This window comes from Streptococcus sp. 2154 (assembly GCF_013277255.1).
Lineage (GTDB): Bacteria > Bacillota > Bacilli > Lactobacillales > Streptococcaceae > Streptococcus > Streptococcus pseudopneumoniae.
This window is the reverse complement of sequence record NZ_VMMK01000041.1, coordinates 1-19,801: the sequence shown is the minus strand read 5'-3', so window position 1 is coordinate 19,801 and position 19,801 is coordinate 1. Positions and strand designations below refer to the sequence as shown.

At 41.5% G+C, this 19,801-nt stretch carries 17 protein-coding genes and 5 pseudogenes; 13 read left to right on the top strand and 9 right to left on the bottom strand.

Annotation, left to right across the window (positions count from 1 at the left end; genetic code table 11):
* Positions 1-3 precede the first annotated feature (3 nt).
* The 7 genes from HT693_RS07805 (at position 4) to HT693_RS07775 (ending at position 7,030) form a co-directional block, all read left to right on the top strand.
* The gene (locus HT693_RS07805; protein ID WP_000406237.1) at positions 4-744 is read left to right on the top strand and encodes a Stp1/IreP family PP2C-type Ser/Thr phosphatase; all 741 of its coding nucleotides are present in this window, start codon (positions 4-6) and stop codon (positions 742-744) included.
* Positions 741-2,720, top strand: coding sequence for a serine/threonine-protein kinase StkP (stkP, locus tag HT693_RS07800; protein WP_138704637.1), 1,980 nt, complete (start codon positions 741-743; stop codon positions 2,718-2,720). The genes HT693_RS07805 and stkP overlap by 4 nt, the downstream gene beginning before the upstream one ends.
* Before the next feature lie 114 nt (positions 2,721-2,834).
* Entirely contained in the window at positions 2,835-3,593 is a 759-nt protein-coding gene (locus tag HT693_RS07795) for a threonine/serine exporter family protein (protein WP_000392948.1), read from the top strand.
* Between the two features lies 1 nt (position 3,594).
* Positions 3,595-4,044 carry a threonine/serine exporter family protein gene (locus HT693_RS07790; protein ID WP_000172685.1) on the top strand — a complete coding sequence of 150 codons (450 nt, stop codon included), beginning with the start codon at positions 3,595-3,597 and terminating at the stop codon, positions 4,042-4,044.
* 160 nt (positions 4,045-4,204) lie between these two features.
* Positions 4,205-4,453: a hypothetical protein gene (locus HT693_RS07785; RefSeq protein ID WP_025170610.1), complete on the top strand. Its 249-nt coding sequence runs from the start codon at positions 4,205-4,207 to the stop codon at positions 4,451-4,453.
* Positions 4,454-4,583: 130 nt separating this feature from the next.
* A complete protein-coding gene (locus HT693_RS07780) occupies positions 4,584-5,756 on the top strand; it encodes a hydroxymethylglutaryl-CoA synthase (RefSeq protein ID WP_171035927.1) in 1,173 nt (390 codons plus the stop codon).
* On the top strand, positions 5,756-7,030 hold the full coding sequence (locus HT693_RS07775) for a hydroxymethylglutaryl-CoA reductase, degradative (protein WP_138704635.1): 1,275 nt from the start codon (positions 5,756-5,758) through the stop codon (positions 7,028-7,030). The genes HT693_RS07780 and HT693_RS07775 overlap by 1 nt, the downstream gene beginning before the upstream one ends.
* Positions 7,031-7,065: 35 nt before the next feature.
* Here the strand turns inward: HT693_RS07775 and HT693_RS07770 are convergent, their stop codons facing one another.
* Together HT693_RS07770 and HT693_RS07765 are read right to left on the bottom strand one after the other, a co-directional pair.
* Complete coding sequence (locus tag HT693_RS07770; RefSeq protein WP_050241919.1) at positions 7,066-8,031, bottom strand: LacI family DNA-binding transcriptional regulator; 966 nt, start codon at positions 8,029-8,031, stop codon at positions 7,066-7,068.
* A complete protein-coding gene (locus HT693_RS07765; protein WP_050973722.1) occupies positions 8,012-9,466 on the bottom strand; it encodes a glycoside hydrolase family 32 protein in 1,455 nt (484 codons plus the stop codon). Before HT693_RS07765 ends, HT693_RS07770 begins: the two co-directional genes overlap by 20 nt.
* A 379-nt stretch (positions 9,467-9,845) precedes the next feature.
* Here HT693_RS07765 and HT693_RS07760 point away from each other — a divergent pair, with 379 nt between their 5' ends.
* Positions 9,846-11,732, top strand: coding sequence for a sucrose-specific PTS transporter subunit IIBC (locus HT693_RS07760; protein WP_138704634.1), 1,887 nt, complete (start codon positions 9,846-9,848; stop codon positions 11,730-11,732).
* A gap of 149 nt (positions 11,733-11,881) precedes the next feature.
* Entirely contained in the window at positions 11,882-12,769 is an 888-nt protein-coding gene (scrK, locus tag HT693_RS07755; RefSeq protein WP_000164309.1) for a fructokinase ScrK, read from the top strand.
* A gap of 42 nt (positions 12,770-12,811) precedes the next feature.
* Here the strand turns inward: scrK and HT693_RS07750 are convergent, their stop codons facing one another.
* From HT693_RS07750 to HT693_RS12095, 3 genes and pseudogenes are all read right to left on the bottom strand, one after another.
* Entirely contained in the window at positions 12,812-13,429 is a 618-nt protein-coding gene (locus HT693_RS07750) for a TVP38/TMEM64 family protein (RefSeq protein WP_000076170.1), read from the bottom strand.
* Between the two features lie 414 nt (positions 13,430-13,843).
* Positions 13,844-14,140: pseudogene (locus HT693_RS07745) on the bottom strand (hypothetical protein); the annotation flags it as partial.
* Positions 14,141-14,341: 201 nt separating this feature from the next.
* Entirely contained in the window at positions 14,342-14,533 is a 192-nt protein-coding gene (locus tag HT693_RS12095) for a hypothetical protein (RefSeq protein ID WP_000693429.1), read from the bottom strand.
* Between the two features lie 122 nt (positions 14,534-14,655).
* On the opposite strand from HT693_RS12095, the gene HT693_RS07735 reads away from it, so the two are divergent.
* The 3 genes and pseudogenes from HT693_RS07735 to HT693_RS12090 form a co-directional block, all read left to right on the top strand.
* Positions 14,656-15,549, top strand: a complete 894-nt coding sequence (locus HT693_RS07735; RefSeq protein WP_000895295.1) for an ABC transporter ATP-binding protein — start codon at positions 14,656-14,658, stop codon at positions 15,547-15,549.
* Positions 15,546-16,745, top strand: coding sequence for an ABC transporter permease (locus HT693_RS07730; protein WP_100104193.1), 1,200 nt, complete (start codon positions 15,546-15,548; stop codon positions 16,743-16,745). The genes HT693_RS07735 and HT693_RS07730 overlap by 4 nt, the downstream gene beginning before the upstream one ends.
* A gap of 586 nt (positions 16,746-17,331) precedes the next feature.
* Positions 17,332-17,481 (top strand): annotated as a pseudogene (locus HT693_RS12090) (IS630 family transposase); the annotation flags it as partial.
* 208 nt (positions 17,482-17,689) lie between these two features.
* On the opposite strand, the gene HT693_RS07725 reads toward HT693_RS12090, so the two are convergent.
* The 4 genes and pseudogenes from HT693_RS07725 to HT693_RS07710 form a co-directional block, all read right to left on the bottom strand.
* Entirely contained in the window at positions 17,690-18,385 is a 696-nt protein-coding gene (locus tag HT693_RS07725) for an LrgB family protein (protein ID WP_023940851.1), read from the bottom strand.
* Entirely contained in the window at positions 18,382-18,756 is a 375-nt protein-coding gene (locus HT693_RS07720; protein WP_119919925.1) for a CidA/LrgA family protein, read from the bottom strand. The genes HT693_RS07725 and HT693_RS07720 overlap by 4 nt, the downstream gene beginning before the upstream one ends.
* A gap of 184 nt (positions 18,757-18,940) precedes the next feature.
* Positions 18,941-19,219, bottom strand: a pseudogene (locus HT693_RS07715) (ATP-binding cassette domain-containing protein); the annotation flags it as partial.
* A 241-nt stretch (positions 19,220-19,460) separates the two neighbouring features.
* Positions 19,461-19,607: pseudogene (locus tag HT693_RS07710) on the bottom strand (choline-binding protein A); the annotation flags it as partial.
* A 39-nt stretch (positions 19,608-19,646) separates the two neighbouring features.
* Between HT693_RS07710 and HT693_RS12085 the strand changes: the two are divergent.
* Positions 19,647-19,801 (top strand): annotated as a pseudogene (locus tag HT693_RS12085) (IS630 transposase-related protein); the annotation flags it as partial.

The window sequence follows — 19,801 nt, the reverse complement described above, 5'->3', positions numbered from 1 at the left end:
CACATGGAAATTTCATTATTAACAGATGTTGGTCAGAAACGGACAAATAACCAAGACTATGTCAACCACTATGTCAATAGAGCTGGACGTACTATGATTATTTTAGCTGATGGGATGGGAGGTCATCGCGCAGGGAATATCGCTAGTGAAATGGCGGTAACAGACCTAGGTATAGCTTGGGTTGATACCCAAATCGATACAGTCAATGAAGTGCGTGAATGGTTCGCCCATTACCTAGAAATTGAAAATCAAAAGATTCACCAGCTTGGTCAGGATGAAGCTTACAGAGGTATGGGAACTACTTTGGAAGTCCTTGCTATTATCGATAATCAGGCTATCTATGCTCATATTGGTGATTCGCGTATCGGCTTGATTCGTGGAGAAGAATACCATCAGTTGACGAGCGACCATTCTTTGGTCAATGAATTACTCAAGGCTGGTCAATTGACACCAGAAGAGGCAGAAGCTCATCCGCAAAAAAATATTATCACCCAGTCTATTGGGCAAAAAGATGAAATTCAGCCTGATTTTGGGACAGTGATCCTTGAGTCAGGTGACTATCTCTTGCTCAATAGTGACGGCTTGACCAACATGATTTCAGGCAGTGAGATTCGGGATATTGTAACCAGTGATATTCCTTTAGCAGATAAAACGGAGACACTTGTTCGTTTTGCTAACAATGCAGGAGGTTTAGACAACATTACGGTTGCCCTTGTTTCTATGAACGAGGAGGATGCAGAATGATCCAAATCGGCAAGATTTTTGCCGGACGCTATCGGATTGTCAAACAGATTGGTCGAGGAGGCATGGCAGATGTTTACTTAGCCAAAGATTTGATTCTAGACGGGGAAGAAGTGGCAGTGAAGGTTCTGAGGACTAACTACCAGACGGACCCGATAGCTGTAGCTCGTTTTCAGCGTGAAGCGAGAGCTATGGCAGATTTAGACCATCCTCATATCGTTCGGATAACAGATATTGGTGAGGAAGACGGTCAACAGTACCTCGCTATGGAGTATGTGGCTGGACTTGACCTTAAACGCTATATCAAGGAACACTATCCTCTTTCTAATGAAGAAGCCGTCCGTATCATGGGACAAATTCTTCTCGCCATGCGTTTGGCTCATACCAGAGGGATTGTTCACAGGGACTTGAAACCTCAAAACATCCTCTTGACACCAGATGGGACTGTCAAGGTTACAGACTTTGGGATTGCAGTAGCCTTTGCTGAGACGAGTCTGACTCAGACTAACTCGATGCTGGGCTCCGTTCATTACTTGTCACCAGAGCAGGCGCGTGGTTCTAAGGCGACTGTACAAAGTGATATCTATGCCATGGGGATCATTTTCTATGAGATGCTGACAGGCCATATCCCTTATGATGGGGATAGCGCTGTGACCATCGCCCTCCAGCATTTCCAAAAACCACTGCCGTCCGTTATTGCTGAGAATCCATCTGTGCCCCAGGCTTTGGAGAATGTTGTTATCAAGGCAACTGCTAAGAAATTGACAGATCGCTATAAATCAGTTGCTGAAATGTATGTGGATTTGTCTAGTAGTTTGTCTTATAATCGTCGTAATGAACCAAAGCTGGTCTTTGACGATGCGACTAAGGCGGACACCAAGACTCTACCAAAAGTATCCCAGAGCACCTTGACATCTATTCCTAAGGTTCAAGCGCAGACAGAACACAAACCAATCAAAAAACCAAGCCAGGCTGTGACAGAGGAAACTTACCAACCACAAGCACCGAAAAAACGCAGATTTAAGATGCGTTACCTGATTTTTTTGGCCAGCCTTGTATTGGTGGCAGCTTCTCTTATTTGGATACTATCCAGAACTCCTGCAACCATTGCCATTCCAGATGTGGCAGGTCAGACAGTTGCGGAGGCCAAGGAAACCCTCAAGAAAGCCAATTTTGAGATTGGCGAGGAGAAGTCAGAGGCTAGTGAAAAGGTGGAAGAGGGGCGGATTATCCGTACAGATCCTGGCGCTGGAACGGGTCGAAAAGAAGGAACGAAAATCAATTTGGTTGTCTCATCAGGCAAGCAATCTTTCCAAATTAGTAATTATGTCGGTCGGAAATCCTCTGATGTCATTGCGGAATTAAAAGAGAAAAAAGTTCCAGATAATTTGATTAAAATTGAGGAAGAAGAGTCGAATGAGAGTGAGGCTGGAACGGTCATGAAGCAAAGTCTACCAGAAGGTACGACCTATGACTTGAGCAAGGCAACTCAAATCGTCTTGACAGTAGCTAAAAAAGCTACGACGATTCAATTAGGGAACTATATTGGACGGAACTCTACAGAAGTCATCTCAGAACTCAAGCAGAAGAAGGTTCCTGAGAATTTGATTAAGATAGAGGAAGAAGAGTCCAGCGAAAGCGAACCAGGAACGATTATGAAACAAAGTCCAGGTGCAGGTATCCCTTATGATTTGAGTAAACCTACTCAAATCGTCTTGACAGTAGCTAAAAAAGTTACAAGTGTTGCCATGCCGAGTTACATTGGTTCCAGCTTGGAGTTTACTAAGAACAATTTGATTCAAATTGTTGGGATTAAGGAAGCCAATATAGAAGTTGTAGAAGTGACGAAAGCACCTGCAGGTAGTGCAGAAGGCATGGTTGTTGAACAAAGTCCTAGAGCAGGTGAAAAGGTAGACCTCAATAAGACAAGGGTCAAGATTTCAATCTACAAACCTAAAACAAGTTCAGCTACTCCTTAAAATCAGATGGATAATCAAAATAAGTAATCAATCTTTGTCATGATTTCATGGCAAAGATTTTTTTTGAGTCCGGATTTGTGATAGAATAGAAGGAGTTGATAAAAGGAGGAACGCATGGAAGAATCAAGAGAATTAAATGCCGTCATCGATGTGATTATGCTAGCGGGGACTATTCTCCTTAAAAGTGGTTCAGAGATTCATCGCGTAGAAGATACCATGATTCGGATTGCGCATTCGCAGGGGATTGTGGATTGCAATGTCCTTGCCATGCCTGCCGCTATCTTTTTCTCTATTGAAAATACCAATATTTCGCGCATGAAGCGGGTGACCTCCTCTTCTTATAACATCGAAAAAGTCTGCGATGTGAACCAGATTTCTCGTCAGCTGGTTGGGGGGCAGATTGATTTAGAAACAGCCTTTAAGCAATTGACGGCCTTGCAGGCCCAACCCCTTCCCTATACTAAGTTGCAGGTAACTCTGGCTGCGACCTTAAGTGCTCCTTTCTTTTCGGTTATGTTTAGTGGAAATATCTACGACGCACTTGGGGCAGGAGTGGCGACCTTATTTGGTTTTGCTTTTTCCCTCTATGTGGAGAAGTTTATCCGAATTCCCTTTGTGACAGCCTTTGCTGGGGCCTTCGTCTTTGGAATGATTGCCCAGTTTTGGGCTCGCTACACAGGCTTTCCTTCAACGGCAGACTTGATTATAGCTGGTGCGGTCATGCCGTTTGTTCCAGGAATTGCCTTGACCAATGCGGTTCGTGATATTATGACCAACCACATAAACTCTGGTATGAGCAAGATGTTTGAATCCCTGCTCATTACCCTTGCTTTAGGGGCAGGAACTTCTGTCGCCTTGGTATTGATGAACTAATATGACACTAATAACCTTTTTATTACAAGCAGTAGCAAGTCTTCTTGCTATTATTACCTTTCTAATCGTACTCAATGTTCAGCGGTCCATGCTCTTACCAGGAGGAATTTTGGGCATGGCTGTCTGGCTAGTCTATCTCTTGCTCAAGGAACCGACCAATGTTATTGTGGCTACTTTTATTGCAGCCATTATAGGTTCTTGTGTCAGCCAGATTTTAAGTATTCTTTATAAGACTCCTGCTGTGGTCTTTATCTTAGCAATCTTGGCACCCTTGGTTCCGGGTTATCTCTCCTATCGGACAACTGCCTTTTTTGTGACAGGGGACTATAATAAAGCGCTGGCAAGTGCAACATTAGTTGTTATGCTGGCTCTGGTCATTTCCATTGGAATGGCTAGCGGAACAGTGATTCTCAGACTGTATCATTATATAAAAACACATCGAGTATCGTAGACTTTACAGAAATAAAAGAATTTTCTGAAAAATGAGATAAATATAGTGACAAGGCTTTCTATGTATGCTATTCTCTCTATATAAAGGAGGAAAAATCATGAAAAAATCACTATTTTCCTTATTGTCTGTAAGTCTACTGACTTTGTTGCTTATCCCAGTCATGGTTTCTAGTTTGGGTTCAGAGTTTCAAAGTGGATTACAAGAGCATCAGTTGATTGCCGAAAAGGTTAGTAAAACACTTGACAAGACATTTGATAAGGATGTCAGAGAAATTCCGACCAGTCAGTTTTATCAAGAATTTGTAGATGAGATGGGAAGGACTTACTCAGGAAATTTAATCCTCCAGGAACTGATAACTGAGAATGGGGCTTATAAAGCTACTTATATCGGTGAACTCTCTAGCAACTAATCATTCTTTGAAATTATGACCAATAAGAGGCTTGATTTGGTGAATCAAGTCTTTTTTATCTCTTTTACTGCCATTTGTGATAAAATAGTACCGAACGATTTTTTACATGAATGATAAAACAGAGGTAAATATGACAATCGGTATTGATAAGATTGGTTTTGCGACCAGTCAATATGTCTTGAAGTTACAAGACCTAGCAGAAGCGAGGGGAATTGACCCTGAAAAATTAAGCAAAGGACTCTTACTCGAGGAATTGAGTATTGCGCCCTTAACTGAGGACATCGTGACCTTGGCGGCCAGTGCTAGTGACTTTATTTTAACTGAGCAAGAAAGAGCAGAAATTGACATGGTCATTGTGGCGACCGAGTCAGGAATTGACCAGAGTAAGGCTGCAGCCGTCTTTGTGCATGGCTTGCTGGGTATTCAGCCCTTTGCGCGTAGTTTCGAGATTAAAGAAGCCTGCTATGGAGCGACAGCTGCCCTTCATTATGCCAAATTGCATGTGGAAAATTCTCCAGAGTCCAAGGTCTTGGTCATTGCCAGTGATATTGCCAAGTACGGTATTGAAACTCCAGGAGAACCAACTCAAGGTGCTGGAAGTGTGGCCATGTTGATTACACAAAATCCACGCATGATGGCCTTTAATAATGACAATGTTGCTCAAACCCGTGACATCATGGATTTTTGGCGTCCAAATTACTCGACAACTCCTTATGTAAATGGTGTCTATTCTACCCAACAATATTTGGATAGTTTGAAAACGACTTGGCTTGAATATCAAAAACGCTACCAGCTTACTTTGGATGATTTTACGGCTGTTTGTTTCCATTTGCCTTATCCTAAATTAGCCTTAAAAGGTTTGAAAAAAATCATGGATAAGAGCCTGCCTCAAGAGAAAAAAGACCTCTTGCAAAAGCATTTTGACCAGTCTATTCTTTACAGTCAAAAGGTGGGGAATATCTACACAGGTTCACTTTTCCTTGGGCTTCTGTCTCTCTTGGAAAATACAGATAGCTTGAAGGCTGGGGATAAAATCGCCCTTTATAGTTACGGAAGTGGTGCTGTAGCTGAGTTCTTCAGCGGTGAATTGGTTGAAGGTTATGAAGCTTATCTGGATAAAGACCGCTTGAACAAGCTCGACCAACGAACTGCCTTATCTGTTTCAGACTATGAAAAGATCTTCTTTGAGGAAGTGGACTTGGATGAATCTGGTTCAGCCAAGTTTACTGGTTTTGAAAATCAAGACTATGCCTTGGTGGAGATTGTCGACCACCAACGCCGTTATAGCAAGGTTGAAAAATAATGAAGATAAGTTGGAATGGATTTTCTAAAAAAACATACCATGAGCGCCTTGAGTTATTGCGAGCTCAGGCGCTCCTTAGCCCTGAAAAGCAAAGGAGTCTGGAGCAAGATGAACAAGTCAGCTTGGCTGTTGCAGACCAGCTGAGTGAGAATGTGGTAGGAACTTTTTCTCTGCCTTATTCTATCATTCCAGAACTTTTGGTGAATGGGCAGGACTATACAGTTCCCTATGTGACAGAAGAACCCTCAGTGGTTGCTGCAGCCAGCTATGCCAGCAAAATCATCAAGAGAGCAGGTGGCTTTACTGCTCAAGTGCATGAGCGCCAGATGATTGGACAGGTAGCCCTTTATCAAGTTGCTAATCCTGAACAAGCGCAAGAGAAGATTGCCAGCAAGAAGTCTGAGCTCTTGGAGCTTGCTAATCAAGCCTATCCTTCTATCGTTAAACGCGGGGGCGGGGCGCGTGATCTACATGTAGAACAGATTAAAGACGAAACAGACTTTCTAGTCGTCTATCTCCATGTTGATACCCAAGAAGCTATGGGTGCTAATATGCTCAACACCATGCTAGAAGCCTTGAAACCAGTCTTAGAAGAACTTAGTCAGGGACAGAGTCTCATGGGAATCCTGTCTAATTACGCGACCGATTCTCTGGTGACTGCAAGCTGTCGTATCGCCTTTCGCTACTTGAGCCGTCAAAAGGATCACGGACGAGAAATTGCAGAGAAAATTGCGTTGGCTAGTCAGTTTGCGCAGGCTGATCCTTATCGAGCAGCTACCCACAATAAAGGAATTTTTAACGGTATTGATGCCATTTTGATTGCCACTGGTAATGACTGGCGTGCCATTGAGGCGGGGGCTCATGCTTTTGCCAGTCGAGATGGACGCTACCAAGGTCTTAGTCGCTGGACACTGGATCTTGAAAGAGAAGAATTGGTCGGTGAGATGACCTTACCCATGCCTGTAGCGACCAAGGGCGGTTCTATCGGCCTTAACCCTCGTGTAGCCCTCAGTCATGAGCTACTGGGAAATCCTTCTGCCAAAGAATTAGCTCAGCTTATCGTGTCTATCGGCCTTGCCCAAAACTTTGCAGCCCTCAAAGCCTTGGTGAGTACAGGGATTCAGCAAGGCCACATGAAATTGCAGGCCAAATCCTTAGCTCTCCTAGCAGGTGCCAGTGAATCTGAGGTTGCTCCCCTAGTTGAGCGCCTCATCGCAGATAAAACCTTTAACCTAGAGACAGCCCAGTGTTATTTAGAAAACTTAAGATCATAAAAAACTCAGACGAATTGGTCTGAGTTTTCTTGTGTTTAAATACTTTTTCCTGGTAATAATGTAACTGGTAAAAAGTAACCAGTTGTCGCGACTTCCTTGCCTTCTATCTTCTGCAAGAGGAGGTCAACAGTGAGGCAGGCAATCTCTTCCAAGGGTTGTTTAATAGTAGCCAGTTGAGGATAGTAATTCTCAATAAAGTAGGTTCCATCATAGCCGATGACCTTGAGCTCTTTCGGGACAGAAATGCCCAGTTCTTGAGCGATTTTAATGACCAGAATAGCTGTTAAGTCATCTGAAGCAAAAATGGCATCTGGTTTTTGACGGGTCAAGATATTCTTGATTTCCATTTCTTTTCTGACGGGCGAAAAGTCACTGGAAACATTGATAATAGGAGCTTTGGGGAGTACAGAAGCAAAACCAGCGTGGCGCAGTCCAGTTGGCGAATTGGAATTGTCATTCCCTGTAATCATGATGATAGACTGGGCACCTGTCTTGACTAAGGTCTGGGCTGCGAGAACCCCACCAGCGTAGTTGTCAGAGGAAACGACAGGAATGTCTGGTGACAGATTTCGGTCAAAGGAAATAATCGGCGCTGTCACACGATTGTAGTCTTCGATTCCCAAGTTGTGACTACCAGAAATGATGCCGTCCACCTGATTGGCTTCGAGCATTTCGATGTACTCGCGTTCCTTTTCAGAGTCATGCTCACTGTTGCAGATGATGGTCTTGTAACCATTTTTGAAGAGTTGGTGTTCCAATTTATCAATCAATTCTGCATAGAAAACGTTAGAAATATTGGGGAAAATCAAGCCGATTAACTTAGCTGATTTTCCTTGTAGACTGCGAGCTAGGTTGTTGGGTTTATAGCCCAGTTCTCGCATGGCTTCATTAACCTTTTGAATGGTTTTTTCAGATAGATACCCTTTTTTATTGATAACCCGAGAAACGGTAGTAGGACTGACGCCTGCAAGTTTGGCGACATCAGTTAGTTTTGCGACCATAATCTAATTCATAGTAAGTTCCAGTTGGATTTCCAGATTTGATGAGGATACCATTTTGGTCCGCATGTGGGAAGACACGACCAGAAAATACTTTTTCTCCTTTATTGATGAAAATTTCAAAGACAGAGTTATCGATGAAGATTGTAGCAGTAGTAGCCTGATGATCGATAGGGCAAGAGCGAGTTGTTCCAAATTCTTGGGCATACTGTTCACCAGCCTGGCTACGATCCACTGTCACTTGACCATTTACAAGGTCAAAGTTGATGGAAAGTCCCTTTCCTTCTTGATCAGCAAGTAAGGTAATCTCGCTCTGGCTATTAGCTTCCAAGTTGAGTTCAAGTTCGTAAGTGTTCTTGGTTTGGGCACGGTTTGAGAAAGGTTCTTCAGAAGCACGAAGGTTCTTGATAGCTGCGACTGGGTATTGGTAGAGTTTGCCGTCTTTGATAGTGAGTTCCTTGACCAAAGAGAAGGTTCCTTGGTGGTCAAAACGGTCAGATGGGTAAGAAACATCTGGCAAGCCAAGCCAGCTAACAGCTAGAGCACGTCCGTCAGGAGCGTTGAAGGCTTGAGTTGCATAGGCTTCGAAACCATAGTCCATGTTTTGAAGTTGAGATACATCTACCATTTTAGCATTTTCAGGGTCAAAGGAAGCCCCAATCTTATACATATTTGGAAAGATATTATCGTAGTCTAGAACTTTCTTATCCAATCCTTGTGGGCAGTAGAGAAGGACAGGTTGTTCCCCTACAAAGACCAGATTTGGACATTCCATCATGTAGGCAGTACGGTCGTTAGCAAAGTCAAGGTTGCCAACGGCTTGCCAGTTTGTATAGTCGTTGTCTACAGCCTTGTAGAGACGGACGAAGCCTTTTTTATCCAAGTCCTGTCCACCGACGATGGCATAATATTGACCTTTAAAGTTAAAAATTTGTGGATCGCGGAAGTGGTCTGTAGAGTCTGCTGGCTGTTCAATCAAGATCTTATCAATCTTTGTAATCTTGCCATCCTTATCCATCAAAGCTCCAATCTGGTAAGGGTGACGGATCCAGTTTTCATCACGGACATTTCCTGTATAAAATAGGAACAAGTTATCGCCAAACTGCATGGCAGAACCAGAGTAGGCACCGTGGCTATCTAATGGAGTATCAGGCAAAACTTTGACTCCAGTTTCTGTGAAATGAACCAAGTTCTCACTTTCCAATTGAACCCAAGATTTCAAACCGTGGGCTGCACCAAAAGGAAAGTTCTGATAAAAAACAATCCACTTTCCATCAAAGTAAGAAAAGCCATTTGGGTCGTTAAGAAGTCCTGTTTTTGGCTCAACATGATAATGAGTATGCCATGGAGATTGTGCCATATTTTCTTTAATATTCTTAATTTCTTCTTGCGTCCAATCTTGATAAAGTCTGTAACGACGCTCAGTTGTCCATTCCATTCTTCTATTCCTCCAAAAATCTTATCACTTTTAATAGTAACCGTTTTCGGGAAAAAAAGCAAGACTTTTATGTTAAAAAAGAGAAAAAACTGTCAAACGTTTATCATAAAATAAATGCAGGAAATCAATCAAATTTTCACAAAAATATGAAAGAGAATGAAATAAAACCCTTTTAACCAAGATTTTAAACTTATTTTTTTAAGGAACACCTGATAAAACAGTCAAAATCAATCAATCTAAAGCGAGCAAACTAAGTGGATAGAATATTTTTTCTGCAAAACGCTTGACATATTTCTAAAACATGATAAAATAATAGTCGTAGGGCGAATAAAATCGCTTTCAAACAAGAACAAAAATTTATATAAGGAGATTTTTGCAAATGAACAATCAGGAAATTGCAAAAAAAGTCATCGATGCCTTGGGTGGACGTGAAAATGTCAACAGTGTAGCTCACTGTGCGACTCGTCTTCGTGTCATGGTCAAAGATGAAGGAAAAATCAATAAAGAAGTGATTGAGAACTTGGAAAAAGTTCAAGGTGCTTTCTTTAACTCAGGTCAATACCAAATCATCTTTGGTACTGGTACAGTAAACAAAATGTACGATGAAGTTGTTGCACTTGGTTTACCAACATCATCTAAAGATGACATGAAAGCAGAAGCTGCTAAACAAGGGAACTGGTTCCAACGTGCTATCCGTACTTTCGGTGACGTTTTCGTTCCAATCATCCCAGTTATCGTAGCGACAGGTCTCTTCATGGGTGTGCGTGGTCTTTTCATTGCTCTTGAAATGCCACTTCCAGGAGACTTTGCAACTTACACACAAATCTTGACAGATACAGCCTTCATCATCTTGCCAGGTTTGGTTGTTTGGTCAACCTTCCGTGTATTCGGTGGTAACCCTGCCGTTGGTATCGTTCTTGGTATGATGCTTGTTTCTGGCTCACTTCCAAACGCTTGGGCAGTTGCTCAAGGTGGTGAAGTAACTGCTATGAACTTCTTTGGTTTCATCCCTGTTGTTGGTTTGCAAGGTTCCGTTCTTCCAGCCTTCATCATTGGGGTTGTCGGAGCTAAATTTGAAAAAGCTGTCCGCAAGATCGTTCCAGATGTCATTGACCTTTTGGTAACACCATTCGTGACACTTTTGGTTATGTCTATCCTTGGACTCTTTGTCATTGGGCCAGTTTTCCACGTCGTTGAAAACTACATCCTTATCGCTACAAAAGCGATCCTTAGCATGCCATTTGGTCTTGGTGGTTTCTTGATTGGTGGGGTTCACCAATTGATCGTCGTGTCAGGTGTGCACCACATCTTCAACTTGCTTGAAGTGCAATTGCTTGCTGCTGACCATGCTAACCCATTCAACGCGATTATCACAGCTGCTATGACAGCTCAAGGTGCTGCGACTGTTGCGGTTGGTGTTAAAACTAAAAATCCAAAACTGAAAACACTTGCTTTCCCAGCTGCTCTTTCTGCCTTCCTAGGTATTACAGAGCCTGCTATCTTTGGGGTGAACTTGCGTTTCCGTAAACCTTTCTTCCTTTCATTGATTGCTGGTGCAATCGGTGGTGGATTGGCTTCAATCCTTGGACTTGCTGGTACTGGTAATGGTATCACCATCATCCCTGGTACAATGCTTTACATCGGTAACGGACAACTTGCCCAATACCTTCTCATGGTAGCTGTATCATTTGCCCTTGGTTTCGCTCTTACTTATATGTTTGGTTATGAGGATGAAAAAGAGGTTGCTACTGAAGTAGAGACAGAACGTTTGGTCCAAGAAGAAACAACTGGTAACATTCCAGCATCTCTTCAAAATGAAACACTTGTAACTCCTATCGTCGGTGATGTTGTCGCTCTTGCTGATGTTAATGACCCAGTCTTCTCAAGTGGAGCTATGGGACAAGGTATCGCTGTGAAACCTAGCCAAGGCGTGGTCTATGCACCTGCTGATGCTGAAGTTTCAATCGCCTTTCCAACAGGACACGCTTTTGGTTTGAAAACAAGAAATGGTGCTGAAGTCTTGATCCACGTTGGTATCGACACTGTAACAATGAACGGTGAAGGTTTTGAAGCAAAAGTTGCTCAAGGTGATAAGGTTAAAGCGGGCGATGTTCTTGGAACATTTGACTCAAACAAAATCGCTGCAGCTGGACTTGATGATACAACAATGGTTATCGTTACAAATACAGCTGACTACGCTTCAGTAGCTCCAGTCGCAACAGGTTCAGTTGCGAAGGGGGATGCTGTGATCGAAGTGGAAATCTAATCAATCCTCTCTAATGTGAAAACGAACAAATGACATGTTTGTTCGTTTTTGCTTGAATGGTAAGATTTACAGAGGAAAATCTAAAAAATAGAGAAATTTAGACTTTCGAAATATGCTATAATAAAGAAAATAAAAACAAGAGGTTTATCATGACAAAATTATATGGAAGCTTGGAAGCAGGCGGTACAAAGTTTGTCTGTGCTGTCGGTGATGAAAACTTTAACGTTGTAGAAAAAACACAATTTCCAACAACAACTCCAATCGAAACAATCGATAAAACCATCGAGTTCTTCTCAAAATTCGATAACCTTGCTGGTCTTGCAGTTGGTTCATTTGGTCCGATTGATATTGATAAAAACTCAAAAACCTATGGCTTTATCACAACGACTCCAAAACCAAACTGGGCAAATGTGGACTTGCTTGGAGCCCTTCGTCGTGCCCTCAACGTGCCAATGTACTTCACAACAGACGTAAACAGCTCTGCTTATGGTGAAGTGGTTGCCCGTAACAATGCTGGTGGTCGTATCGAAAACTTGGTTTACTACACAATCGGTACAGGTATCGGTGCAGGTGTTATCCAACGTGGTGAGTTTATCGGCGGTGTGGGTCACCCTGAAATGGGTCACTACTATGTTGCTAGACACCCAATGGATATTGAAAAAGAGTTTAAGGGTGTTTGTCCTTTCCATAAGGGATGTCTGGAAGGCTATGCAGCTGGTCCGAGTTTGGAAGCTCGTACAGGTGTTCGTGGGGAAAATATTGAACTCAACAACCCTGTTTGGGATGTTCAAGCCTACTATATCGCTCAAGCTGCGGTTAATGCGACAGTGACTTTCCGCCCAGACGTGATTGTCTTTGGTGGAGGGGTCATGGCTCAACAACACATGCTGGACCGTGTCCGTGAGAAATTTACAGCTCTTCTCAACGGCTACCTACCAGTACCGGATGTGCGTGACTACATCGTCACTCCAGCAGTCGCAGGAAATGGTTCTGCCACACTTGGGAACTTTGTTCTTGCAAAAGAAGTTTCAAAATAAAGCACAAAATCCGCTTGGGAAACCAAACGGATTTTTTATGTGTCAAAGCATTTGCCAGAAAAAGTCAATAATATAGGTCAGACCGTAGGTATAAACCACGAGGGTAAAGGGCTTGGTTAGAATGATGATGGTCATATAGCGCTTGAAACTCATCTTGGTCAGGGCAGCCAGCATACAGAGAAAGTCAGCTGGACTAATGGGCCAAATCATCATAAAGATAAAGAAACGGTCAAAACGATTGCCCTTATCCAACCAGCCTATATACTTGTCGTAGGTACGCTTGCTGACGACAGACTGGACAAAGGCAGCTCCGTAGAGGCGCACCAGATAAAAGATAATGGCACAGCCAATCACGATGCCGATATAGTTGTAGATAGTCCCGATGATGTGACCGTAGATAAAGACGCCAGCCACCGAGGTCAAGGCCCCAGGAATGATAGGGACGACTGTCTGTAAAATCTGTAAAAAGATAAAGAGAGGTGGCCCCCAGATACCTGCCTGCTGGATAAAGGCAGAGAGGGTTTCCTTAGACTGTAAAACCCCAGCCTGATAAGCCCAAATACAGAAAATCAAACTCCCAACCCCACCGACAATCGATGAGATATTGATAACTTGCTGTAAAAGGGGAGAAACAGCTTTCATTTGTTTATCCTGTGACATGTAAACTCCTCATAGATAGTATAGTTCTACTATACCATATTTTGGAGGAGAAAGGGGGAATGAGTCTTTTTTGATAAGGAATAGAAAGTAAATAGCCCTTCGAGACTTAGAATAGGTCTGTCAACTAAAGGTTATATGCATTCTAGGTTTCGAATAATCGCAATTCCATAAATTTAAAAGCATTCTAAGTTTCGAATAGCTTATCTGAGATAATTTTGAGGCATTCGCGCTTTCGAATAGTCATTTTCCCTAAAGTTTAGATGTATTCTGAAGCTAGAAAGACTAAAATCTAAAAGTAGTAAGAGTCTCTCTCTGATGGACGTAATTTATGGCTAGTATGAATCCTTTGAATTGTTAGTTAATTTTAATATTAATCAGTTCTGAAATAATTACTAAATATAGTTAGATGGTGAATTAATTATTGCTAAATTTCAAGTTCAAGTTAGTCATCCAGAAGTCTTCTCTGGGGGACTTGTAGTTCAAGCATTTTTTAGGATAGTTGTTCATCCACTTTTCGATGAATGCGACTTCCTTGGTAGTCGTTTTCTTAGTTCCCTTAGGCTTAGGTAACCATCTATGAATGAGCCTGTTGCGATTCTCATTAGTTCCCCTTTCCCAAGAGGCATAGGGATGTGCATAGTAGATATGCTCCTTAGAAAACATATGGGACAAGCGGTTGAATTCCGTTCCGTCCATTAGTAGATAAAGGATTACTCCTTCTTGAAATGACAGATGAACTTGTTTTTTTATAAAAAATGTTGTCTGAAACTATTCGTTTTTTTCCAGAAATTTTAGAGGAAGAAAATTTTATGAGGAAAAAGAACTTACTCAAATAACAATTCAGGACCAAAAACTGACAGTTGAGGAGCAGAGTGGATAAATTAAGTTTGCTACTGTATAATGGATTTATCACTAATACTCTTCGAAAATCTCTTCAAACCACGTCAGCTTCGCCTTGCCGTAGATATAGTTACTGACTTCGTCAGTTCTATCCACAACCTCAAAACAGTGTTTTGAGCTGACTTCGTCAGTTTTATCTGCAACCTCAAAGCTGTACTTTGAGCAGTCTACGGCTAGCTTCCTAGTTTGCTCTTTGATTTTCATTGAGTATAAAAGTGCTCCAGGCCATATTTTACACAGCAATAGTCTTCTAAAAATGGACAAAAAACATTGTAAAGGCTATCAAAAAGGAGTATAATGAGTGCAAGAAATTTCGGAGGTGAAAGATGCTAGAAGTAAGAAGTCTAGAGAAAAGTTTTGGATCCAAGCAAGTTTTGTTTGGTATTGACTTTCAAGCGCGACCAGGTCGTATTTTGGGACTAGTCGGAAAAAATGGTGCTGGAAAAACAACGATTTTCCATAGTATTTTAAAATTCCTAGAATATCAGGGAGAAATCGGTCTGGATGGTCAGGATATTCGTCAGGAGACCTATGCTCGGATTGGTTATCTGCCTGAAGAACGCAGTCTCATGCCTAAATTGACAGTTCTTGAACAAGTTCGCTACTTGGCGACTCTAAAAGGCATGGATGCCAAAGAAGTCAAAGAAAAACTCCCTCAATGGATGAAGAGGTTGGAAGTAAAAGGAAAGCTGACAGATAAAATCAAGAGTCTGTCAAAAGGAAATCAGCAGAAGATTCAGCTCATTATTACTCTGATTCATGAACCAGACCTGATTATCTTGGATGAGCCTTTTAGTGGATTGGACCCAGTTAATACAGAATTGCTCAAACAAGTCATTTTTCAGGAAAAAGAGCGCGGAGCAACCATTATCTTTTCTGACCATGTCATGACCAATGTTGAGGAACTTTGTGACGATATTCTGATGATCCGAGATGGCCGTGTGGTCTTGCACGGACCAGTTCAGGATGTCCGCAATCAATACGGGAAAACGCGTCTCTTTGTTTCAAGTGAACGAAGCAAGGGAGAATTGGAAAACCTTCCTCATGTCAAACAGGTGAGCTTGACCAAACAAGGTAGTTGGAAATTGATCTTGGAGGATGAGAGTGCTGGTAGAGAACTCTTCCCAATCTTGACTCAAGGGCAATATATCGCAACCTTTGACCAACAAGCGCCAACAATCGATGAAATCTTTAAACTAGAATCAGGGGTGGAAGTATGAGAAATGTGTGGGTTGTAATCAAGGAAACCTATCTTCGACATGTCAAATCGTGGAGTTTCTTCTTTATGGTGATTTCACCGTTCCTCTTTTTAGGAATCTCTGGAGGAATTGCTTATCTCCAAGGCTCTTCAATGGCTAAAAATGATAAAGTGGCAGTAGTGACAACAGTGCCATCTGTAGCAGAAGGACTGAAGAATGTAAATGGTATTAACTTTGACTATAAAGACGAAGCAAGTGCCAAAGAAGCGATTAAAGATGAAAAATTAAAAGGCTATCTGACTATTGACCAAGAGGATAGTGTCTTGAAGGCAGTTTATCATGGCGAAACGTCGCTTGAAAATGGAATTAAATTTGCAGTTACAGATACACTCAATGAACTGCAAAATCAGCTTAATCGTTCAACTGCTTCCTTGTCTCAAGAGCAGGAAAAACGCTTAGCGCAGACAATTCAATTCACAGAAAAGATTGATGAAGCCAAGGAAAATAAAAAGCTTATTCAAACAATTGCAGCAGGTGCCTTAGGATTTTTTCTTTATATGATTCTGATTACCTATGCGGGTGTAACAGCTCAGGAAGTTGCCAGTGAAAAAGGCACCAAAATTATGGAAGTCGTCTTTTCTAGCATAAGGGCAAGTCACTATTTCTATGCGCGGATGATGGCTCTGTTTCTAGTGATTTTAACGCATATTGGGATCTATGTTGTAGGTGGTCTGGCTGCCGTTTTGCTCTTTAAAGATTTGCCATTCTTGGCTCAGTCTGGTATTTTGGTTCACTTGGGAGATGCTATCTCACTGAATACCTTGCTCTTTATTTTGATTAGTCTTTTCATGTACGTAGTCTTGGCAGCCTTCCTAGGATCTATGGTTTCTCGTCCTGAGGACTCAGGGAAAGCCTTGTCGCCTTTGATGATTTTGATTATGGGTGGTTTTTTTGGAGTGACAGCTCTAGGTACAGCTGGAGACAATCTCCTCTTGAAGATTGGTTCATATATTCCCTTTATTTCGACCTTTTTTATGCCGTTTCGAACGATTAATGGCTATGCGGGGGGAGCAGAAGCATGGATTTCACTTGCTATTACAGTGATTTTTGCGGTGGTAGCAACAGGATTTATCGGACGCATGTATGCTAGTCTCGTTCTTCAAACGGATGATTTAGGGATTTGGAAAACCTTTAAACGTGCCTTATCTTATAAATAGAAGAGCCTCGCGAAAGCGAGGTTTTTAAAGGTGAAAAGGGTGGAATCACGAACCTAATTATGTACACATTATGTAAACAGGTTGCTTGAGAACTCAATTGTATAGTGAACTGAATCTGGAATAGGATAATATTACTTCTAAAATATTCTTATAAATTGATTTGAATTCCAAAACCAGGGTGTGCAATTCTTATTTCCCATCACTTTATTTATTGATTATGATAGAACTCTTATCGGTCTGTAACAAAATTTCAATAATATAAAAACGCATCCTATCAGGACTCAACTTGATAGGATGCGTTTTTTGATTGTGAAGACTTTTCATCCAGCCTCTTTATGTGATAAAGTATCGTTAATATTCAATGAAAATCAGACTGGGAAGTTAGCGGAAGGCTCCTCGAAACATAGTTTTGAGGTTGAGGAACTGACCAAGTCAGTAACGTATACACACTAAGGACAAGCTGATGTGGTTTGAAGAGTATAAAAATCTGTTTCGTAAGCATCTAATAATAGGGTGTTTTGATAGTGTCATCATTTGGATAAGCACTATAGTATAGTGATATGAAATCAACTAAACTAAATAAGAAATATAGATTATCAAAACTCTTTTAAAAGATTGTATTAAATCTAAATAACATAGACGTCTTCAGCGTGTGCTGTCTCATCTTATGCGAAAATCTTATAAGGAGAGTATAGAAAATCTCGGTTGTAATCAGCTAACTGATTGGAGAAATGTATAAATATGAGAAGTTAGACCCCCATGTCACTACCATAATGAGATTGCTCGAATTCCTTGCTTTTTATACTCAATGAAAATCAAAGAGCAAACTAGCCGCAGGCTGCTCAAAACAGTGTTTTGAGGTTGTGGATAAGACTGACGAAGTCAGTTACCTATACCTACGGCAAGGCGACGTTGACGTGGTTTGAAGAGATTTTCGAAGAGTATTAACCCAATATCAAACTAGCTACGATGGGGCTGACAAAGACATAGAGAATACCAGTGACACCGATAGCCAAACCACCCATGGCTCCTGCTACAGAGCCGTATCGGAAGGCTGTTCCTGTTCCAACTGCATGGCCTGTTCCTCCAAGGGAAAGACCAACAGCTACTGGGTCGTCAATTTTCAACCACTTCAAAAGGGTTGGTTCGATGACACTGGTTAAAATCCCAGTTGCCACGACTACCACCAAGGTCACGGTCGTCAGACCTTGCAATTTTTCTGTGATTCCCACTGCCATGGCGGTTGTTACTGACTTGGGAAAGAGAGAAATGGCTAGGAAAAAGTCCATACCAAAGATTTTGGCCACAAGGGCTGTGAAAGAGGTATTGACAACTACTGCTAGCAGACTACCAAAGAGAATACTCCGAGCATGGTGCTTCATCAAATGAAAACTCTTGTAAAGCGGAATCCCCAAAGCCACTGTCGACGGGACAATCAAGTTGTTCAGATAAACCCCACCTTGGTAGTAATCTTGATAAGAAATACCCGTCACCTTAAGAAAAATAATGATAAAAATAGCCGACAAAAGCAGGGGCGTTGTCAATGGATGAGGAAAACGTCTGTAAATCAACATCCCCACTAGATAAGCTAGGATAGACAGGGCAAGCCCAAATAGGGGATTGGAAACAAATTCACTCATTTGGCATCTCCTTTCTCATAATCTCCCTCAAACCGTCGTTTGATAAACTGAACTACCAAGGCTATGAGGATAATATTGACAACTGCTGCAAAAAAGACAATCAAAACAATGGGTAGGAGATAGGGAGCAATCACATCAAACTTTTCCATGATTCCTACTGCTGGCGGCAAAAAGAGAATGGTCATATTGGCCAGCAAGAAATTTCCCACCATATTGACATGCCTAGTTCTCAGCCACTTGAATTGTAGGGCTAGAAAGAGAATAATCAAGCCGATAATACTGCCTGGGATGGGCAAATGAAAGAAACTGGAAATCCCCTCTCCGATTAGAGAAATCACAAAGAGAATCATTAATTGAACATATAATTTCATCCTAAACTCCACGAAATAGACTTCTTGAATACCAGTTTACTCTTTTTTCAGAAAATTTCAAGGAAATGAACAAGGGATAATGAAAATTAAAGAACAAACTAGGAAGTCAGCTGCATGTTACTCAAAGTAAAGTGTTGGGGTTGTAGGTCAAACTGACATAGTTTGAAGCGATTTTCGAAGAACATTACTTTTCTTTGCTTAAGTGAATGACTTGGTCGTAGTTTTTTAAGTCCTCTTCTGTGTAGTGGTGAATGGCTTCTATGACTGTTTGAGGTAGGGAGAAGAGCAAGTCGCTAATTTTTCTGCTATTTTCCGAGTCAAGATTGGCCTTAATCTCGTCTGCTAAGATGAGTTGGCTATCATGGTAGAGGGCGCGGGCGATTTCTAGGCGTTGTTTCTCGCCACCAGACAGACTATCATTGCTGAGCGTTCGATTTTTCAAATGTTCTAAACCTGTTTTTTTTGAGGATATGATTTAGCGTTTGCTTTTATCTAAAATACTTCATATAAAAATGTAAATTTTTGGGGGATATACAATTAAATGAAAATATCGTAATGACACAGATTGAAACAAAAAGCGAACAAAACAGAATTCATTGTTTCGATTCGCTTTTCGTATTATTATCTAGTTTTTTTGTAGCTCTGATAACATTTAGTCTGAGCATGTACACTAATAGCTGAAGGAATAAAATGTATACTTTAGATTATTTCCAAGCGCCACCGGTATCTACACAGTAACCACCAGGTGTATAGGTGTTGTGAAGCATCTTACCAGTTGAAGCAAGGTAATACCAAGATCCGCTATCTTTCACCCAGCCTGTTAACATAGCACCTGAGTCTTTTAGGTAATATAATTGCTTAGTTTCAAACAAGCATGTTATAATAAAGCTATGGCATATAGTACAGATTTTAAACAGCGAGCATTAGATTACATCAAAGAGGGGGCACAGCCATGTCGAGGCAGCCAAGGTTTTTGATGTCGGCGTCAGAACTCTCTTCACGTGGGAAAAGAACTTACGTGAACAAGGACACTTAGAGAGGAAAA

Excerpts from the sequence above, each read along its gene's own strand:
- HT693_RS07750 (WP_000076170.1), bottom strand. The coding sequence starts at position 13,429 with ATGTCACAGGATAAACAAATGAAAGCTGTTTCTCCCCTTTTACAGCAA.
- HT693_RS07795 (WP_000392948.1), top strand. The coding sequence starts at position 2,835 with ATGGAAGAATCAAGAGAATTAAATGCCGTCATCGATGTGATTATGCTA.
- HT693_RS07720 (WP_119919925.1), bottom strand. The coding sequence starts at position 18,756 with ATGAAATTATATGTTCAATTAATGATTCTCTTTGTGATTTCTCTAATC.
- HT693_RS07765 (WP_050973722.1), bottom strand. The coding sequence starts at position 9,466 with ATGGAATGGACAACTGAGCGTCGTTACAGACTTTATCAAGATTGGACG.
- HT693_RS07725 (WP_023940851.1), bottom strand. The coding sequence starts at position 18,385 with ATGAGTGAATTTGTTTCCAATCCCCTATTTGGGCTTGCCCTGTCTATC.
- HT693_RS07770 (WP_050241919.1), bottom strand. The coding sequence starts at position 8,031 with ATGGTCGCAAAACTAACTGATGTCGCCAAACTTGCAGGCGTCAGTCCT.
- HT693_RS12095 (WP_000693429.1), bottom strand. The coding sequence starts at position 14,533 with ATGAAAATCAAAGAGCAAACTAGGAAGCTAGCCGTAGACTGCTCAAAG.
- HT693_RS07735 (WP_000895295.1), top strand. The coding sequence starts at position 14,656 with ATGCTAGAAGTAAGAAGTCTAGAGAAAAGTTTTGGATCCAAGCAAGTT.
- HT693_RS07805 (WP_000406237.1), top strand. The coding sequence starts at position 4 with ATGGAAATTTCATTATTAACAGATGTTGGTCAGAAACGGACAAATAAC.
- HT693_RS07785 (WP_025170610.1), top strand. The coding sequence starts at position 4,205 with ATGGTTTCTAGTTTGGGTTCAGAGTTTCAAAGTGGATTACAAGAGCAT.
- stkP (WP_138704637.1), top strand. The coding sequence starts at position 741 with ATGATCCAAATCGGCAAGATTTTTGCCGGACGCTATCGGATTGTCAAA.
- HT693_RS07780 (WP_171035927.1), top strand. The coding sequence starts at position 4,584 with ATGACAATCGGTATTGATAAGATTGGTTTTGCGACCAGTCAATATGTC.
- HT693_RS07775 (WP_138704635.1), top strand. The coding sequence starts at position 5,756 with ATGAAGATAAGTTGGAATGGATTTTCTAAAAAAACATACCATGAGCGC.
- HT693_RS07790 (WP_000172685.1), top strand. The coding sequence starts at position 3,595 with ATGACACTAATAACCTTTTTATTACAAGCAGTAGCAAGTCTTCTTGCT.
- HT693_RS07760 (WP_138704634.1), top strand. The coding sequence starts at position 9,846 with ATGAACAATCAGGAAATTGCAAAAAAAGTCATCGATGCCTTGGGTGGA.
- HT693_RS07730 (WP_100104193.1), top strand. The coding sequence starts at position 15,546 with ATGAGAAATGTGTGGGTTGTAATCAAGGAAACCTATCTTCGACATGTC.
- scrK (WP_000164309.1), top strand. The coding sequence starts at position 11,882 with ATGACAAAATTATATGGAAGCTTGGAAGCAGGCGGTACAAAGTTTGTC.